The following is a 17,755-nucleotide window of genomic DNA, read 5'->3' on the forward strand; positions in this document are numbered from 1 at the left end:
TTTACGCCTTGTTTTTGCTGTATTATTTGAGCGTCTGACCTTTGCAAAAATTGACATCAAAGGTCAACATGCCCTAGCCACTCGCCGCTATTTTGTTATCTAATAAGTGGTATTGAAGCAAACAAAATCAAGGAGGTGGTTGAATTTAGCCTAAAGTTGCAGTATCAATAGCGACTTATTCGGTGACGATTCACCCACGTATCACAGGAAGTATAATGAATACGCTTTTCGCCATTTCCGCTGCGCTACTCTATACCTTGGCCGCAGCCGTTTTAATTGGCAAATTTGTACACCACGAAGGCCCTAATAAACGCCTTGCACTTTCTTTGGCCAGCTTAGGTGCTATCGCTCACATCGCTTTTCTTATCAGCGCAATCATCATTGCACCCGGTCAGAATATGAGCGTAACCAATGTGCTGTCTTTGGTATCTTGGATCATCACCGTTTCAATGCTGCTTTTTGCTCGCTCCATTCCCAACCTCATTTTGCTACCCGTAGTATTTGGGTTTGCTGCGCTTGCTGTGCTGTCTGCTGCTTTTGTTCCTGTTTCTTACATCATGCATATTGAACTACAACCGGGGTTAGTCGTGCACATAAGTTTATCCTTATTCGCCTACTGCACCCTCGTCATTGCGTTTTTATACGCGCTTCAAATGTCGTACATCACCTATCGACTCAAACAAAAGGGTGCAGCATTATTGCACTCTTCTCTACCGCCCCTCATGTTAGTGGAAAATATTTTATTCAAGCTGTTACTCGCAGGGACATCACTTCTTACCGTCTCTCTGCTAAGCGGATTTGTTTTTTTAGAGGACATGTTTAGCAAGACTTATGCTCACAAAACCGTTTTATCCGCCGCAGCCCTTGCTGTTTTCTTGGTACTTGTGATTGGACAAAAGCTACGTGGATGGCGCGGAAGACAAGTCATTCTAATGACAATTACCGGCGTGATATTGCTTACTCTTGCGTACTTCGGTAGCAAGCTAGTGCGAGAGTTCTTGCTGTAAGCTAATATCGGGAATACCATTGCGCGGTATTTTTACGAGCGGATTGAAGCCAATAATACTTTATTGCCCTTTTTTAGCTTGAAACCCAGCCTTCAACTTATTACATTTGAAGACCAGTATTAGATAGGAAGCCACCTTTTTGGACGACATATCAACGAGTACGCTGTTTATTGCGCTCGGCGTACTCATATTATTATCTGCATATTTTTCTAGCTCTGAAACTGGGATGATGTCGATAAATCGCTATCGTCTCAAGCACCTTCAAAGCGAAGGCAACCGAGCGGCAATGCGAGTACAAAAACTACTCGACAGGCCAGACAGGCTCATTGGCCTAATTCTTATCGGCAATAACCTAGTGAATATTGCGGCGTCTTCTTTAGCCACGGTTTTATGCATTCGCCTGTTTGGAGACTACTGGGGTATTTTGGCGGCTACGTTTGGTTTAACCCTAATATTGCTCATATTTGCAGAAGTCACACCAAAAACCCTTGCGGCGCTCTACCCTGAAAAAATAGCTTTCCCAAGTTCGTTAATTCTTTTGCCATTACTTACCGTTTTGTACCCTTTTGTTGCAGCCATCAATGGCATAACAAATGGCATTCTAGCCGTACTTCGAATAAGTCCAGCGAATGGTAATGATGACTCACTAAGCCGAGAGGAACTGCGTACAGTGGTATTTGAAGCAGGTACAATGATACCGAAAAAACACCAAGATATGTTGGTGAGCATACTCGATCTTGAAAGCGTGACCGCCGAAGATATTATGGTGCCAAGAGCTGAAATATTTGCGATTGACATCAATGATGATTGGAAAAAAATTCAAAAAGCACTCACGCATGCGCAGCATACCCGCGTACTGCTATATCGCGATAGTGTGGATGATGCGGTGGGCTTTGTGCACGTGCGAGATGCCCTTCGATTACTGTCTAAAGACCAATTCACCAAATCAAGTTTGCTGCGCGCTGTACGTGAGATTTATTTCACTCCAGAGTCAACGCCCCTGCACACCCTAATGTATAAGTTCCAAGCGGAAAAAGAGCGCATTGCCTTAGTCGTTGATGAATACGGCGATATTATGGGTTTAGTTACACTTGAGGACATTCTTGAAGAAATTATTGGCGACTTCACGACTAGCATGGTGCCCGATCACAGTAAGGAAGCTCATGTACAGCAGGATGGGTCGGTGTTGGTGGATGGCAGTGCCAACGTTCGCGAATTGAACAAAGAGATGAATTGGAACCTGCCTATTGAAGGCCCTAAAACCTTGAACGGGTTGTTGTTAGAATACTTAGAAGAAATACCGGAAAACAAAGTGAGCGTCAGACTTGCAGGTTATCCATTGGAAATTGTAGACATTACAGAAAACATGATTAAAACCGTGCGAGTGATGCCGGAATTTTATAGCGCTGATAAAAACAACAACTCTGCTTAATCACCCGCCTCAGTTGATTCTGGTCGGGAAAGCTTTTCATCGGCTGCTTTTTTCATGCACTAATCGCTGAGCTCTTTTTTCAAGAGCTTTTGTTTTCGCTGCTGCAACTTTGTCTGACAACACAGACAACTTTGCAATAATATCCTGCGTCTCCTCATCTTCACGCAAATCAGCCTCAGCCATATGCGACTGAAGTGAACGCTTGAGGAGCTCAGGAATAGACTTACTATCCATTTCCCAACCCTTCGATAATATACACACTGACACTCTCAAGAAAGTTATCGGCGGTAGCGCAATTAACTTAACTAATCGTCAAAGAAAATATAGCGCATTGATCTAAGGCTATGTGGGCAAAAGGAATTAGTGCGAATTAAAAGCCTTGATAGTGAGTTACCAGACTGCCTTTCATGCTGCTCAGTGAGTATTTGACCACCGCGATAGACGCTGTGGCAAAGAGACTAGTAGTGTATGAGCTGCAAACCTCATCCACTAAATAACTCACAAGGGGCATGTGACTTACAATCAAGAGCTTTTTGATGGGACGTTTAGCATTAACCGAAGCGTGTATTCTAGCGCTGATATAGTCGCTAACCAGCTTTGGTGAGCCTTCTGGGGTGATATCCTCACTAATTTCTAGCTTGTCGCTACTGATAGTCGAAGACACTTTTTCATAAGTTTGCCTAGCGCGCCGGTAAGGGCTCACTAACGCAACATCGACAGTACCATCGATGCAGTAGTGCTGCGCTAACCAAAGCGCTGCAGACTTTGACTGTTGTTGCCCTACTTCCGTGAGTTGGCGACTTTTATCATCTAACCGAGGTGATTCGGCCTCTCCATGACGCATAATAAAGATATAAATGTCATCGTTGCTACTTTGACCTGACATAACATTGCGCATAGTATTAGTGAAGATACCTTAAAGATATCAGAGACATGATAATACGACTAGCGCTAACCGTTGAATAATGGTTATTTTAATCATCTATTCGTATTGCTATGTATATTTAAATCCTTTCTCCAGAAGTTGGGAGTTAAACAACGCACTGAGATGACATGAAAAACACAATCAAGTTTGAGAATGCTCATCACATAACGCTACCAAATGGACTGCGCGTTATGGCATGTCATACTCCCGATGCTGAAGAGGCACACGTATCAATTGCGGTGCGCTCTGGACATTTTTACGACCCACATGATTGTCAGGGACTTGCGCACTTGCTTGAACACATGTTGTTTATGGGCAGCCGACACTTTCCAAAACCTAATGCCATTAACGACTTTATTGAGCAGCACGGCGGCACCCTCAATGCGTGGACAGGCACTGAATACGCGAACTACCATTACAGTTGTCGTGCAGGGTCTCTTGCCCAAACGCTTCCCGGTTTTGCCGACATACTGCGCCAGCCATTATTTGAAGAGTTATCCATCAGCAATGAAGTAAAAAACATTCATGCTGAGTTTGAGTTCAAAAAAAAGGATGATTTAAGACGCCTCTATCAAATTCACAAAGAAACCTGCAATCCAAAACACCCATTCTCAAAGTTTTCAGTGGGCAATAGCGATACGTTTTCAAAACATACCGCGAGCGAACTTAAGCAGCGCCTAAAGGCGATGCACTATGAGCGCTACTGTGGTAAAAATTTGTGTCTGTGCGTAGCGAGCCCTATGCCGATAGATCAACTTAACGCATTGATACACCAATGTTTTGGTAGCTTTAATGCAGGAGAGCTCGCTAAAGACCAATGGCCTCCCCTTTATCGTGAGAGTGAATTAGGCATTCAAATTAATATACAACCTTTGCAATCGGCAAAGCGAATGATTGTGACTTTTGCGCTTCCACCGTTGCAAAACGACTATGAATGTAAACCACTGAACTATATAAGTCATTTAATTGGCGATGAAGGTGAAGGTAGTCTTTTAGCGCTTTTAAAGGAGCGTGACTGGGCGTTAAATCTCATTGCTGGAGCAGGTATTGAGGGCGATGGTTTTAAGGACTTCAATGTAAGCTTTCAACTTACTAACGAAGGGCTAGCCAGCAAATATAAGGTACTGCAAGCCTTATTTAGTTATATAGAATTGATTAAGCAGGCGTCGAGTGAGCAATGGCGATATCAAGAAAAAGCGCAACTTGACGCGCTAGCATTAGAGTATGAAGAAAATATAAAGCCATTGAACCTGATTACTGAATACGCCCAGCATCAGTTTGTTTTTTCACCTAAAGAGCTCAACAAACTGAGGTCTACAATAGGCAGTTTTGACCATAGCGCCATACTCAATGCATTGTCTTACTTTAAATCGGCGAACCTTCGTTTAAAAGTAATTTCTAAAGACGTGCCGGCAGATAAAACCTGTGCGTTCTACGAAGCAAACTATAGCGTTGAAAATATTCCTTCTGAAGTAATAGAGTCATTAAATTCGCCGTTGGTATTAGACGAGCTCGAGCTTCCGCCCCCAAATCCTTACCTAGGCGATGAGTATCAACTTGTGCTTCCAGAGTCTGGCTTTCACATTCCTAATAAACTTATTGATAAACAAGGCTATCAGTTTTGGTTTGCGCAAGACCAACAGTTTCACAGTCCCAAAGGGGATATTTATATCTCTTTTGACGCCACAAGCTTTTCTGAATCTCTCACGGCAGTAGCCGCCAAGCGAATTTGGTTAGGGGCGCTTAACGATCACTTACAAGCAAAGTATTACCGTGCTGAAATTGCGGGGCTACATTATCGTATTTACGGACATCAAGCGGGATTTACGCTTCACACACGAGGCTTTACCAATCAACAGCCCCTGCTCGCTAGTCAATTGATGGACGCGGTGATTAATTTCATACCTGATGAGCGGGCGTTCTCGCACCATAAATATTTACAGGAACAAGCACTTCATAATTCACTGCTCAATAAACCTACTAACCGCCTATTCTCAAGATTAAGTGTTCTTATTCAGCGTAACACGCAAGCGCCAATAGAACTTTTAGACGTGATGTCTGAAACTAGCTATAACGATATGCTCTTGGCCAGAAAAAACGCATTTGAGCATTTTTTTGCTGAAGCTTTTATGCATGGTAACTGGACTAGCAATCAGGCTGAGCAGTTTGCAAAATCGACTTATCAGCTATGCGAGCAATCACAGGGTAGCCCACTTTCTCGGGCCGTATCGAAGCTTCCGGTTGGCGAGACGCTATACCATCAAGTTACCTGCAAACACGACGACGGTGCGGTTGTATTATACTTGCAAGCCCCTTCAGCAAGCTTATCTGACACTGCCCTCTGTATGGTGTTAGAGCAAATGCTAGCAGCTCCATTTTTCAACTCACTGCGCACTGAACAACAGCTGGGTTACATCGTCGGTACAGGTTACGTACCGCATAACCAGCACCCTGGTATTGCCTTTTATATTCAAAGCCCTGAACAAGGCCCAAAACCTTTGCTTGAAGCGATGACCACTTTTCTATATCAACAGCTACATGAAATAGAGTTCTATCGATTCTACTGGCCCACTATTCAAGAAAACCTTTTAAAGCAGCTTGAAGAACGGGACCTGACCTTGTCGATGAAGTCGCAAAGGTTATGGGTAAGCCTTGGCACACAAGACTTGGAATTCAACAGAAACCTAAAATTAGCAGAGTGTGTGAAGAAACTCTCGTTTGAACATATCCAAGGCTTTGCCGACCAACTCGCGAAAAGAGAGCGTTGTGGCGAAATAGTACTCTACTCAGACGGCAAATTTGACCCTATGCCAACCCGTGAAAAACGCACAATAAACAGCATTGCCGAATTTAAACAGAAAATTCCATATCATTGATAAACAATTCTTTATTCTTGCCGATAAATTACTAGCCAAACCTTTCAAGCTGGCTAATAAGTAAGCCATTGTTTTCGCTTTTATAAAAAGTCCTTGTGGAGCGTGCTTTAATTCGGCATATTTATTCCTCTAGTTGTTAGGGATGCGACTAGGACGCTGTAAAAACGAAACATGAAAAATAAAAACAATCGGCGCAAGCCAAAGGTGTTTAGGTGCGTTCAACCCTATTAAAAACTGTATCCGTTTTCTTGCTGCTGCTTTCAGGGTTATGCTCTTCTGTAGATGCGATAGAAGTATCCGATCTTAAATTTACTGAACTTAATAAGCGCCAAGGCTTATCAGATACTACCGTTCTTGATATCGTTGAAGACGACATGGGTTTTATATGGATAGCGACTTCTAACGGCCTTAATCGTTACTCAGGCTACGAAGTTAAGCAGTACCACCCTTCAGATATCGACGCAAATTCAATTCCATCAGGTTTTATCCAAACATTATTTTTAGACTCAGACGGCATGCTTTGGCTAGGAACGAATAATGGCTTAGCAAAATACAAACCAGACACCGATAACTTCGAAGTGTTTAATAAAGACAATTCTATAATCAAGTCTAATTCAATTACCGCGATTAACGAATCAAAGTCTGGCAAAATTTTGTTCGCTGACGAAAAGTTCCTGTATCAATTTGATAAGAGTCAGAACAATATTACCTCTGCTAAACAAGTATTTGATGAACGAACCTTTGTAAAAGTGATAATGGATGAGCCCAACCGAACCTGGATTGGGTCAAATGAATTGGGTGCAAAAATTCTCGATAAGGATACAGGCGAATTGTCGAGCTTAAACAAAGTAAATCCTTGGGGAATTACCCTTGATTCGGCTGCGTTACACGACATAAAAATTATCAACGGTAATTACTGGCTAGCAACCAAAGAAGGCATAAAGATTGTCAATGCCCGCGGTAAAACAGTATTAATTAAAAACGGTGCTGATTTAGGTTTTGACGGCGACCTCAATGTTTTAAATATTACGATAAACGAGAGCGACATTTGGATGGGCACTACCTCTGGACTCTTTGTTTTAAGTGGTGCTGCTTCACAAGAAATAACGCCTACGACCGAACTTCAGTCGCTGCATTTGAATTCAGACAACTTTGAATCGACGGGTTTTCCGGCAGCGGTAATTATTCGGGTAATGGTAGACCGGACTGGAGTAGTATGGGCAGGTACCTTTCGTCAGGGGGCATTCAGATATCACCCCGAGTACGCAAGTGTCCACTACCAGCCAGTGTATAACTCCTCGCAACAAACAGAAGATAATTTCGCGACAGTTTGGGCTCTGGCAGAAAATAATAAAGACGAGCTTCTTCTCACAACGCAAGAGCGGGGCCTCGCGAAATTTGATAAAGCCTCTGGTAAAGTCAATTATTTAACTCATTCCGATGGCGATAATGCTCAATCAAATTACTGGGACTTAGCAATTGATTCCCAAGGATACTATTGGGTTGCATCGTCAGATGGATTAGCAGCATATAAAGAAGACGACGGTACTATTACCAAGCAGGCACATTTGTTCAAAGGCGATATTATTGATCACATTCATTATCACGATGACACAATATGGGTTTGGCATGACAGGCTTGGAACTCATTATGTGGACACAGCTGCAATATCAAATCCCAATAAACAGCTATCTGCTAAACCTCTAGCTATAGACGGGTTATCCAATACACTTTTTCCTATTTTTACTGATAGCTTAAATCGTTTATGGCTCCGAAATGAACAAGGTGTCACCATCGTATCGCCGTTTTCTAAGGACGTCATAGGCCAGATTTCTCAGGACAACGGTCTAAATTCTCAAGTTTATTCTATTTACGAAAGCTCTGAGGCGTTTTGGTTAACCACTCGTTCTGACGGCGTTCTTATGGTTGATAAAAGGTCTTTCGAGATTGTAAAACGACAGGTCAGAAACGATAGAAATGGGTATATTATTTCCTCTATTGGAGTTGGACGCAGTATTTGGTATGCCGATGCCGCTGGCGTGCACCAAATTGCTCTGCCTTCGCTAACTCAAGAGTCCCTCATTCCCAATTCTGAGTTAGAATACAACAGTTTAGGAGAGTCTTCAGTATTTGTAGCCAGAGATAACTCTATCTATTTCGGCGGTATCAGAGGTTACAACAAAATATCAAAGCAACGAGACAATGTGAATAAAACTGGCCAAAACACGTTGACGCCTCAACTAGGTCAATTATCGGTATTTGGCTCAGTGAAAGCCAATGAGCAGCGAGGCACTGAACATCCTCAAGCCTATGCTAACAGCCAAGACGTACATTACAGTGAACAGGTTCGATTAGCGCACGACGAAACGCGCTTCAGCCTTTCTTTTGCATTAGTAAATCCAGTTTATCCTTCTCAAGTATCCTACCGCTATCGTCTTAATAATTTAGACGCAAACTGGATTTATATTGATGATGGGCGAGTTGCCCAGTTCAACAATATCGGCTTTGGTCGCTATACTTTTGAAGTTCAGGCAAAAGAACCTGGCAAACAGTGGTCTGAAAGTCGCAGTTTAGATATTGAAATTGAACGCCCGCCTTGGTTACATGCAGTAGCCCTTGTATTTTATGCCTTAGTCACTGTGGTAATTTTTGCACTTCTGGTAAGACAATTTCAAATTCGAAAAGCCAACCAGCTAGCGATAAAAGAGTCTGAAGAACGATTAAAGTTAACGCTATGGAGTTCAGGGGATGAGCTGTGGGATTGGGACGTTTACCGAGGTCAAGTGTATCGGGCAAATACGTGGGGTACCCTAGACTTCCCTCAAGATGATATACGAACCACAGGCGCCTATGATGCCAACATACACCCTAATGATCTTAAGCGTGTTAAGGACTCACTGAGAGAGCACTTAGAGGGGAAAAGCGACTTTTACGAGCTTGCCTACAGAGCGAAAACGTTTAAAAATCAGTGGATTTGGATACTCGATAGAGGAAAGGTTGTAGAGCGAGATCACAATCAACAGCCAATTCGCATGACGGGTACGCTGAAGAATATTCATCACCTTAAAGAAGCTGAAGAGCAGCTAAATTTATTTAAGCGCTCTATTGAAAACATCTCTGAAGGGGTGTTTATTTCTAACACTAAATTTAAATTTATTAGCGTTAATAATGCCTACTGCGGCTACACCGGTGAAACCAGAGACCAAGCGCTAGCCAGCTATATGCATTTTCATTTATACCCTGATGCCTTTACAGAAGAAATTAAGAAAACCTTAAAGAGCAAAGGCAACTGGAGTGGCGAGGTTGAAAGCGTGCGCGTTAACGGCGAACGTTTTGAGATTGAGCTTAATATAGATGCCGTACACGATGAAGACGGCAAAATTAGTCATTTTGTGGGCGTTTTTAGTGATATTACATCTCGTAAAAACACCGAGAAAGAACTGCTTAAACTTGCTAATACCGACCCGCTGACTGAATTGCCTAATAGGTCGTTCTTTCAGGCCAGTCATCAAAACTTAGTGCGTAAAGGCGAGCAGCATACGCTTCTTTGTCTGGATATGGATAATTTTAAGAAAATAAATGATTCTCTAGGGCATCAAACTGGTGACATTTTAATTAAACAGATAGCTAAACGATTGCAGAGAATTACCGGTAAGACTGCCACCTGTTACCGCCTTGGCGGCGATGAATTTAGTATTCTAATGGAGAGTGATGCAGATATTCACACCGTAACGCATTACGCTCAAAACGTATTAGACACGCTATCACGGCCGTTTATTATCAATAAACAAGAATTTGTACTTGGCGCAAGTATAGGGATCGCTTTCTTTCCTGATGACGGTATGTCACCCCAAGAAATGCTAAAAAATGCCGATACGGCCATGTATTTTGCTAAAAACAATGGTGGCAACAGCTATCAGTTCTTTAGCGGTGAAATGAATCAAAACGCCGTTCGACAGCTACAAATCGAAAATCTAATTAGACAAGGGATCAAAGACGACCTCTTCACCGTGTACTACCAGCCCAAGGTAGATATAACGTCGGGCAGACTTGTAAGCATGGAAGCTTTAGTGCGGTTTGAGCACCCTCAAAAAGGGATTGTAAGCCCTGGCCAATTCATTCCCCTTGCAGAGCAAACTGGTCAAATTATTGAGATAGGCGAACAAGTTTTAAGAAAAGCCTGCGCCGATACAAAGCGCTGGGTCAGCCAGGGGTTGTTCAGCGGTCGCGTCGCTGTCAACATCTCTGCCAAGCAATTTGAATTACCTGACTTGGACGAGCGTATCAACCGGATATTAAGTGACGTAGGGCTATCTCCGCTTCATTTAGAATGCGAGATAACCGAAGGTACGTTAATGGAAAGCCCGGAAAATGGCCTTCAAATGATGACTCGCCTGCGAGAGCGAGGGATTCATTTGGCCCTTGACGACTTTGGCACTGGCTACTCGTCACTTGCGTACCTCAAACGCTTTCCACTGAACACTCTTAAAATCGATAAGGCGTTTATTGACGATATCGCAAAAAGTAGTGTAGACCGTCATATGGCAGCAGCCATTATTAATATTGCCCACAACCTCGGACTTAAAGTTGTTGCTGAAGGCGTAGAGGAAGAGGCACAGCTTAATATTCTGCGCCGTTACGATTGTGAAATGCTTCAGGGTTTTCTCTACAGTAAACCCCTTAATGCAGAGCGCTTTGAAAAACTACTTACCGAAAACCACCAGCTAAATACCATTCTTGGCAACGCAGACCTACAGTAGTTAACAACCTACCATTCTCAACCTTTGATAATGCGTTTTATGGCAGGCTAGGGTCTGCCTCCTCCTCACACCCCGTTCCGGCAATTTACCGCCCATTAGGCAAAAGTTTAATCGACTTTGGTATTAAAGCACCGTCAAAAAACCAACAAAACACACATAAACACCTGTTTTAAAATGACTTTTAAAAACTGGCACAAGTTTAGCAAAGAAATAAGTGTCGGTAAGAGCTGACAATAGAAACTAAAATCGATTTTGTTTGTTCGTTTAAAAAATTAAAAAATCAGAGGAAAAGACATGTTAAAAGAGTACGCTGTTGCACTAGTACTATCTACCGCTACCCCCGTTGCTGCTGACAAGCAAGACGGCGCCAAACAGGCTCCTGAGACTAAAAAAGAAGTAGCGACAGAAAGCTATGTTCCAAAGCCTCGTAGTGGCAACAATGGTCGTGGTTTAGGCTGGTAATGCGCACTAACACAGATTCTAAAAAGAGAGCCTTGGCTCTCTTTTTTTATGCTTAGCTTTTTACCGAATCACTCGACCTCTATTCGCCCTCTAATACCCCTGTCCACTTCCCCATCACCACACACTTCACTTGCACCTTTTGCAGCATTAGGTCGAAGCGTTCTGTAAGCGCTTATGCGGCAATAAAGAGGTTGTTGTAGCCAACTGCGTTGCGCCAATGGATATGACGCGAAATAGAGAACATAGGAAGCACTACAGGGCCTAGGAGTAAACCGGCAGCAGCCCAGCGTCTGGCATTCATCCCCCACTTAAACGCCTCTACATAAAAATAGGCGCTAGATATCATGCACACTAGGACAAGTGACAACATTCTACATCTCCACAATTTAGAAGGGTTTTGATTAAACCATAGCAAGTAACCATTGCCTGTTTATTCAAACGGTAGCATCACTCACTTTGAACTTTTATCGCCATCAGAATGGTTGCAGTAATGACGATTTCTGTTAAGTGAGGCGTCATTTTTTTGACATCAGTATTATCTTTATAATATGAAGGCTCGCCTTGAATAATATACCGATAGTAATTAAAGAAGACGGGGCGATTCTAACCATATATGCTCAATAAACCAGCACAAATTGCAGATACATGAGCGAAAATCGACGAACGACCCACACTTAACATTTGAGTAACCCTCCAGTAACCAAAACTTATCTTTTGGCGTTGACTACTAACAAAAAGCCTTTCGCACAGAAATGGCGATATATCAATTCTAGGCTGACGAACAGTTAATAAATCATAGTGAATCCACTACTCTTCTTAAACTCATCACGAGTAAATAAGTTTTAAACTTTAAAAGTTAAAAACGGCTCTAGGCCGTTTTAACCTATTTATTGAACAAATAAAGAGATGGGAAATGCAAGAGCTAACAATTCATGAATTAGACAATATTTCTGGTGGTATCGGACCAATATTAACGGCCATGCTGTTCACTGCCGGTTACATAGGAGCCCTCCAGGTTGCTGCTGACTTCGGCGCGGGTTTAGGGTCAGGTTTATACGATGCAACTCATTAAAGACGTTAGTAAGCTTTATCGATTTGGCCGAGGGTTGGTCGTTGTGAATATTGTGTACTGCTGGCTGATGGTAATGTATTTTGCAGCGGCTAAAGGTGAGTATGTATTCACATCAAAGTATTTTTTTGCCGCAGCATTATTAACCTTGCTTTATTTTAAGGTTCAAACTTACTTGAAATAGCTAAGGGTATTTTTGCAAAGCCGGTGGTGCTTTAGCAATTTGCTGTGGGTTCAACTTAGGCCTCTGACTAGAAGCTCTTATTTAAAAAAGCTCTTACTTAAAAAAAGACTAAAAAACGGGGCATCTATTAAATGCCCCGTTTTTAATTCGTACTTCAATAGATGTTAGTAAAACGACTTCTCGCTTTCCGCCATCTCAACAAGTACATCAGCTGGCGCGAACTTATTACCAACAGCTGTAGAGTAATGATTTAGCCTAGCTACAACATGCTTTATACCAAGCGTGTCCATGTATCGGAACGGTCCACCTAAAAATGGCGGGAAACCGATACCAAAGATAGCACCAATATCACCGTCACGGGCATTGCGAATAACACCTTCATCTAAACAGCGAGCAGCTTCGTTCAGCATCATTAGAACACAGCGCTCGGCCACTTCTTTCTCGCTAAGCTTACTTGACGGTGATAGCCCTAATAATTCATAAATGCTCTCATCGACTTCTTTACCGGGCTTCTTACCTTCGTAATCGTAAAACCCTTTCTTGTTTTTCTTACCTTTACGTCCATCAGACAACACTTTGTCAAATGCAGAAGGCGCGGTGAAACGCTCACCAAAAGCTTCCACTAAAAATGGAATAATCTTGGTGCCGACGTCTATACCAACCTCATCAAGCAGCTTGACTGGGCCAACTGGGAACCCAAATTTCACTAAAGACTTGTCAATATGCTCAATTGGCTCGCCATCTAAGATTAAGTTAGCCGCTTCATTCATGTAAGGCGCTAAAATACGATTCACATAAAAGCCTGCGCCGTCTTTAACCACAACCGGTGTCTTACCCTGCTTCTTCGCAAACTCAACCGTAGATGAAATGACATCATCTGAGGTTTTATCATGAGCAATTACTTCCGCCAACGGCATTTTATCTACCGGGGAGAAATAGTGCAGGCCAATGACATTTTCTGGACGGGCAGCTTTCTCAGCAATTTGCGTAATAGGAATAGATGACGTATTTGATGCGAAAATTGTTGTTTCTTTACAATTTTCTTCAATGTCAGCCACCATCTTTTGCTTTAAATCAAGGTCTTCAAAAACGGCTTCTACAACGATATCAATGTCTTTATAACCGCTATAGTCCAATGTTCCCGTTAGCAAGGCTAATTGCTTCTGCATTTCGCTGTTGCGAATAAAACGCTTCTTCACCTTTTTATTTAAGATGTCATAGCTGTACTTCATTGCATTCGCAATACCTTCTGCGCGCACGTCTTTAATACGCACAGGCACGCCGGCTTTTGTTGATGTAACAAAAGCTATGCCGCCGCCCATTAGCCCACCGCCTAAAACGCCTACTTTCTTCATTTTTGTAGGGGTAACGCCTTCTACACCGTTTTCTTTTTTCATTTCGGTAGTAGCAAAGAATATTTGGCGAAGCTGGAATGACTCTGGCGTCATCACCAATTTACCAAATGCTTCAGCTTCTGCCTTTAAACCCGCTTTCATTCCATCATTAATGCCCGTTTCAATAACGTCAATAATGTAGCCAGGTGAAGGGTAGTTACCTTTAGTTTTGGCAAATGTGGCTTCACGCGCTTTTTTGAACATCATGTTGCGACCGGGACCGGTAGTCTCCAACATCTTATTCATTAGCCCTTTTTGCGGCGCTTCGCGCTCTGGCTTACGTTTAAGCGCAAATTGCTCAGCCACCTTGAGCAGCACACTTTCAGGCACTACCTCATCAACAATGCCGTACTTTTTAGCTTGCTTCGCTCTGGCTGACGAACCAGTAAGCATCATTTTCATCGCTTGCTGTATACCAATGAGACGCGGAAGACGTTGGGTACCGCCACTTCCTGGTAATAAGCCAAGTTGTACTTCTGGTAAACCAACTTGCGTGCTTGGTGCGTCGGTACATACGCGATAGTGACAAGCAAGCGCCAGCTCCAAACCGCCGCCTAAGGCAGGTCCGTGGATGGCAGCGACAAATGTTGCCTTCATATTTTCAATTCGGTCGAACACAGCTTGGCCACCAGCAGCGATTGTTGTTGCATCTTCGGCTGTTTTGCATGCGGCAAGCATAGAGATATCGGCGCCAGCAACAAACGAATTACGCTTACCGCTGATTACGACTACGCCTTTAATACTATTGTCCTGCTCAATATCATCTAGCATTGCGCTAATTTCATCGCCGAACTCGGCTTTTAGCGTATTCATGCTCTCACCAGGCACATCCATGCTTAGAATAGCAACGCCGTTGTCCTGCTTAGTCAACGTAAACGCACCTGTGGTGGGCGCGGCTGCCTCGTTCACTTCTGTGTTTTGGCTCATATTTTCCTGACTCATATTATTCTGTCTCCACAATCATAGCTGCGCCTAAACCACCGGCTGCGCATGCTGTAAGAAGGCCACTTCCGCCTCCACGACGATTTAGCTCATTTAGCATCTGCGTAATCATACGAGTTCCCGTAGCGGCAAACGGATGGCCGTAAGCAATCGAGCTGCCCATTACATTGAACTTGTCCATATCAATTTCGCCCGTGGCTTTGCTTCGCCCTAGCTTTTCTTTGGCAAATTTATCGCTTGCAAACATTTTTACATTGGCAAGTGTTTGTGCAGCGAATGCTTCGTGCATTTCTATTAAGGTAAGGTCGTTTAGCGTCATGCCGGCTCTATCTAACGCAATGGGTGTAGCATAAGAAGGTCCCATCAACATGTCTTCCCACACATCAATAGCAGAAAATGCATAGCTTTTGATGTAACCAAGTGGAGTATATCCTAGCTCTTTAGCACGACTTTCTGTCATCATGATAACGGCAGATGCACCGTCGGTAAGGGGCGTGGCGTTAGCCGCAGTCACAGAGCCGTATTTCTTATCAAAAACAGGGCGTAGTTTGGCGTAACTTTCTAACTTTGAGTCGAAACGCACATTATTATCGCGCTCAAGAGCACCTTTATAAGGTTCGGCATAAGCAGTCATTACTTCACTTGATAACTTGCCTTCCTCCCAACTTTGCGCTGCAAAGCTATGCGAGCGGTGAGCCAATTTATCTTGCTCTTCACGGCTGATAGCATGCGACTTCGCCATTTGCTCTGCGGTTTGTCCCATTGACAGTCCCGATGAATACTCTGCAACTGCAGGCGGTACAGGGGCTAAATCTTTAAGACCAAGGCGCTTGAAAATATTCAACTTCTGACCGAGAGTTTTCGTTTTTTGCAAATCAACCAACGCTCTGGCTAAATTCTTAGACACACCAATAGGCGATACCGACGTAGAGTCGGCGCCACCTGCAATACCAACCTGAACGTGTCCCGCCATCATGCTCTCGGCAATATTAACCGTAGACTGAAAGCTTGTGGCACACGCCCGTGAGACGCTGTAAGCATCGGTATGCACATTCATGCCAGTGCCCAATACAATTTCACGGGCGATGTTTGGCGCTTCAGGCATTTGCACTACTTGTCCATAGACAACCTGATCCACCCACTCTTTTTGAATTCCGTGGCGAACAAGAAGTTCGTTCACGACCATCTTGCCTAGGTCTACAGCGGGAACGCCGTGAAAATATGTCGCCATCTTTGCGAAAGGAGTACGTAACCCCGCGACAATAGCGATACGATCACCCTCTCGGGTTGTAACTGATTGTTTTGTGGACATAATGCACCTAAATTAGTGACCCTCAGCAAGTGCTATCGACACCTGACCCAAGTGGTCTGACCTGTAATATCATCGATTTTTACAAACTATGAACAAAATAGCAAATAATGCGAAGAGAATAACGGTTATCAAGCAAAGAATATGGGCAGACTAACTTTTAACTAGATTAGGCGTGTAGATCGAGTTTCTTATCAGCCTCACCAGAATTTCTTCGCAATTTAATATGGCATTTCTCATTTTCATCCACATAAGTGACTTGAAGTAATGCAAAATGAACCTTATATGAGTAACACAGTCTGTTTTGTGTCATTGTTTAGCTAAGTCTAGGTGATGACCTGAAAAACTACGCTTTTTTTGTGCACAGTGGTCGACATTTCCCCACAAGCATCACGGGCACTTCCTAATAACTAGAATTTAATTGGAAAAATGGCAATATGGCAGCAGAGCAATTTAAACAATTACATGCGTATCTTGATCAACAAATTATTGGTCAACACGCATTAACAAAAAGTATTTTAATAGCGCTACTTGCCGATGGGCACCTTCTTGTGGAAGGACCGCCAGGACTTGCAAAAACCCGTGCGATTAATGCCTTGGCCAATGGCGTGGATGGCGACTTTCATCGAGTTCAGTTTACACCGGACTTGTTGCCTGCTGATTTAACGGGAACAGACATTTATCGCCCTGAAACAGGAGAATTTGTTTTTCAGAAAGGTCCCCTTTTCCACAATTTAGTACTTGCCGATGAGATTAACCGAGCGCCTGCTAAAGTCCAGTCTGCGTTGTTAGAAGCCATGGCAGAGCGTCAGATAACGGTAGGAAGTAAAACTTACCCTTTGCCTCCTCTATTTTTAGTGATGGCAACGCAGAATCCGCTAGAACAGGAAGGAACCTACCCACTCCCTGAAGCACAACTCGACAGATTTTTAATGCATGTTGATATTGACTATCCCGATGCAGATACTGAATTAGAGATTTTACGACTTACTCGAGGAGAGGCGCTATCGCAACCGCCGGTGACACCGCCAACACTGAGTCAAGACGAGATCTTCACGTCTCGTAAAGAGGCGCTATCCCTTTACATGGCACCTGAATTAGAAAATTACCTCGTGCAACTTATCATGGCTACGCGCAAACCTGGGCTTTTCGACGACAGCCTTGCTCAGTGGATTGCTATGGGAACGAGTCCACGAGCTACTATCGGACTAGACCGCTGTGCTCGCGCCCACGCCTGGCTTAGCGGTCGTGACTTTGTTGGACCTGATGATATTCAAGCCGTTGTTCACAATGTACTGAGACACCGAATTATTTTGTCTTATCAGGCAGAGGCCGAAGGCGTTACTGTCAATGATGTACTGGATAAAATAGTCGCTACCGTTGCCGTACCCTAAG

At 43.4% G+C, this 17,755-nt stretch carries 13 protein-coding genes; 8 read left to right on the forward strand and 5 right to left on the reverse strand.

The genetic code is table 11. The annotated features are described in order from the left end of the window. Positions 1-215: 215 nt before the first annotated feature. Positions 216-1,007, forward strand: a complete 792-nt coding sequence (locus V7R39_RS00260; RefSeq protein WP_334027049.1) for a cytochrome C assembly family protein — start codon at positions 216-218, stop codon at positions 1,005-1,007. Between the two features lie 139 nt (positions 1,008-1,146). Next, entirely contained in the window at positions 1,147-2,439 is a 1,293-nt protein-coding gene (locus V7R39_RS00265) for an HlyC/CorC family transporter (RefSeq protein ID WP_334027052.1), read from the forward strand. A gap of 36 nt (positions 2,440-2,475) precedes the next feature. On the opposite strand, the gene V7R39_RS00270 is transcribed toward V7R39_RS00265, so the two are convergent. Together V7R39_RS00270 and sixA are read right to left on the reverse strand one after the other, a co-directional pair. Then, entirely contained in the window at positions 2,476-2,673 is a 198-nt protein-coding gene (locus tag V7R39_RS00270) for a hypothetical protein (protein WP_334027054.1), read from the reverse strand. Positions 2,674-2,809: 136 nt separating this feature from the next. Further along, positions 2,810-3,337, reverse strand: a complete 528-nt coding sequence (gene sixA, locus V7R39_RS00275; protein ID WP_334027056.1) for a phosphohistidine phosphatase SixA — start codon at positions 3,335-3,337, stop codon at positions 2,810-2,812. Positions 3,338-3,492: 155 nt separating this feature from the next. Here sixA and V7R39_RS00280 point away from each other — a divergent pair, with 155 nt between their 5' ends. The 3 genes from V7R39_RS00280 to V7R39_RS00290 all read left to right on the forward strand — a co-directional run bounded on the left by V7R39_RS00280 (position 3,493) and on the right by V7R39_RS00290 (position 11,462). Next, the gene (locus tag V7R39_RS00280) at positions 3,493-6,240 is read left to right on the forward strand and encodes an insulinase family protein (RefSeq protein WP_334027058.1); all 2,748 of its coding nucleotides are present in this window, start codon (positions 3,493-3,495) and stop codon (positions 6,238-6,240) included. 212 nt (positions 6,241-6,452) lie between these two features. Further along, entirely contained in the window at positions 6,453-11,000 is a 4,548-nt protein-coding gene (locus V7R39_RS00285; RefSeq protein WP_334027060.1) for an EAL domain-containing protein, read from the forward strand. A 294-nt stretch (positions 11,001-11,294) separates the two neighbouring features. After that, on the forward strand, positions 11,295-11,462 hold the full coding sequence (locus V7R39_RS00290; protein WP_334027062.1) for a hypothetical protein: 168 nt from the start codon (positions 11,295-11,297) through the stop codon (positions 11,460-11,462). Positions 11,463-11,634: 172 nt separating this feature from the next. Here the strand turns inward: V7R39_RS00290 and V7R39_RS00295 are convergent, their stop codons facing one another. Next, entirely contained in the window at positions 11,635-11,832 is a 198-nt protein-coding gene (locus V7R39_RS00295) for a hypothetical protein (protein ID WP_334027064.1), read from the reverse strand. Positions 11,833-12,375: 543 nt separating this feature from the next. Here V7R39_RS00295 and V7R39_RS00300 point away from each other — a divergent pair. Together V7R39_RS00300 and V7R39_RS00305 are read left to right on the forward strand one after the other, a co-directional pair. Next, positions 12,376-12,534, forward strand: a complete 159-nt coding sequence (locus V7R39_RS00300) for a class IIb bacteriocin, lactobin A/cerein 7B family (RefSeq protein ID WP_334027066.1) — start codon at positions 12,376-12,378, stop codon at positions 12,532-12,534. After that, the gene (locus V7R39_RS00305) at positions 12,521-12,715 is read left to right on the forward strand and encodes a hypothetical protein (RefSeq protein WP_334027067.1); all 195 of its coding nucleotides are present in this window, start codon (positions 12,521-12,523) and stop codon (positions 12,713-12,715) included. The genes V7R39_RS00300 and V7R39_RS00305 overlap by 14 nt, the downstream gene beginning before the upstream one ends. Before the next feature lie 164 nt (positions 12,716-12,879). On the opposite strand, the gene fadJ is transcribed toward V7R39_RS00305, so the two are convergent. Beyond that, positions 12,880-15,051 carry a fatty acid oxidation complex subunit alpha FadJ gene (fadJ, locus tag V7R39_RS00310; protein WP_438823492.1) on the reverse strand — a complete coding sequence of 724 codons (2,172 nt, stop codon included), beginning with the start codon at positions 15,049-15,051 and terminating at the stop codon, positions 12,880-12,882. A gap of 1 nt (position 15,052) precedes the next feature. After that, the gene (gene fadI, locus V7R39_RS00315) at positions 15,053-16,363 is read right to left on the reverse strand and encodes an acetyl-CoA C-acyltransferase FadI (RefSeq protein WP_334027069.1); all 1,311 of its coding nucleotides are present in this window, start codon (positions 16,361-16,363) and stop codon (positions 15,053-15,055) included. 434 nt (positions 16,364-16,797) lie between these two features. Here fadI and V7R39_RS00320 point away from each other — a divergent pair, with 434 nt between their 5' ends. After that, on the forward strand, positions 16,798-17,754 hold the full coding sequence (locus V7R39_RS00320; RefSeq protein WP_334027071.1) for an AAA family ATPase: 957 nt from the start codon (positions 16,798-16,800) through the stop codon (positions 17,752-17,754). The last annotated feature ends 1 nt before the right edge of the window (position 17,755 follow it).

It is taken from the genome of Alteromonas sp. P256 (assembly GCF_036864455.1).
Lineage (GTDB): Bacteria > Pseudomonadota > Gammaproteobacteria > Enterobacterales > Alteromonadaceae > Alteromonas.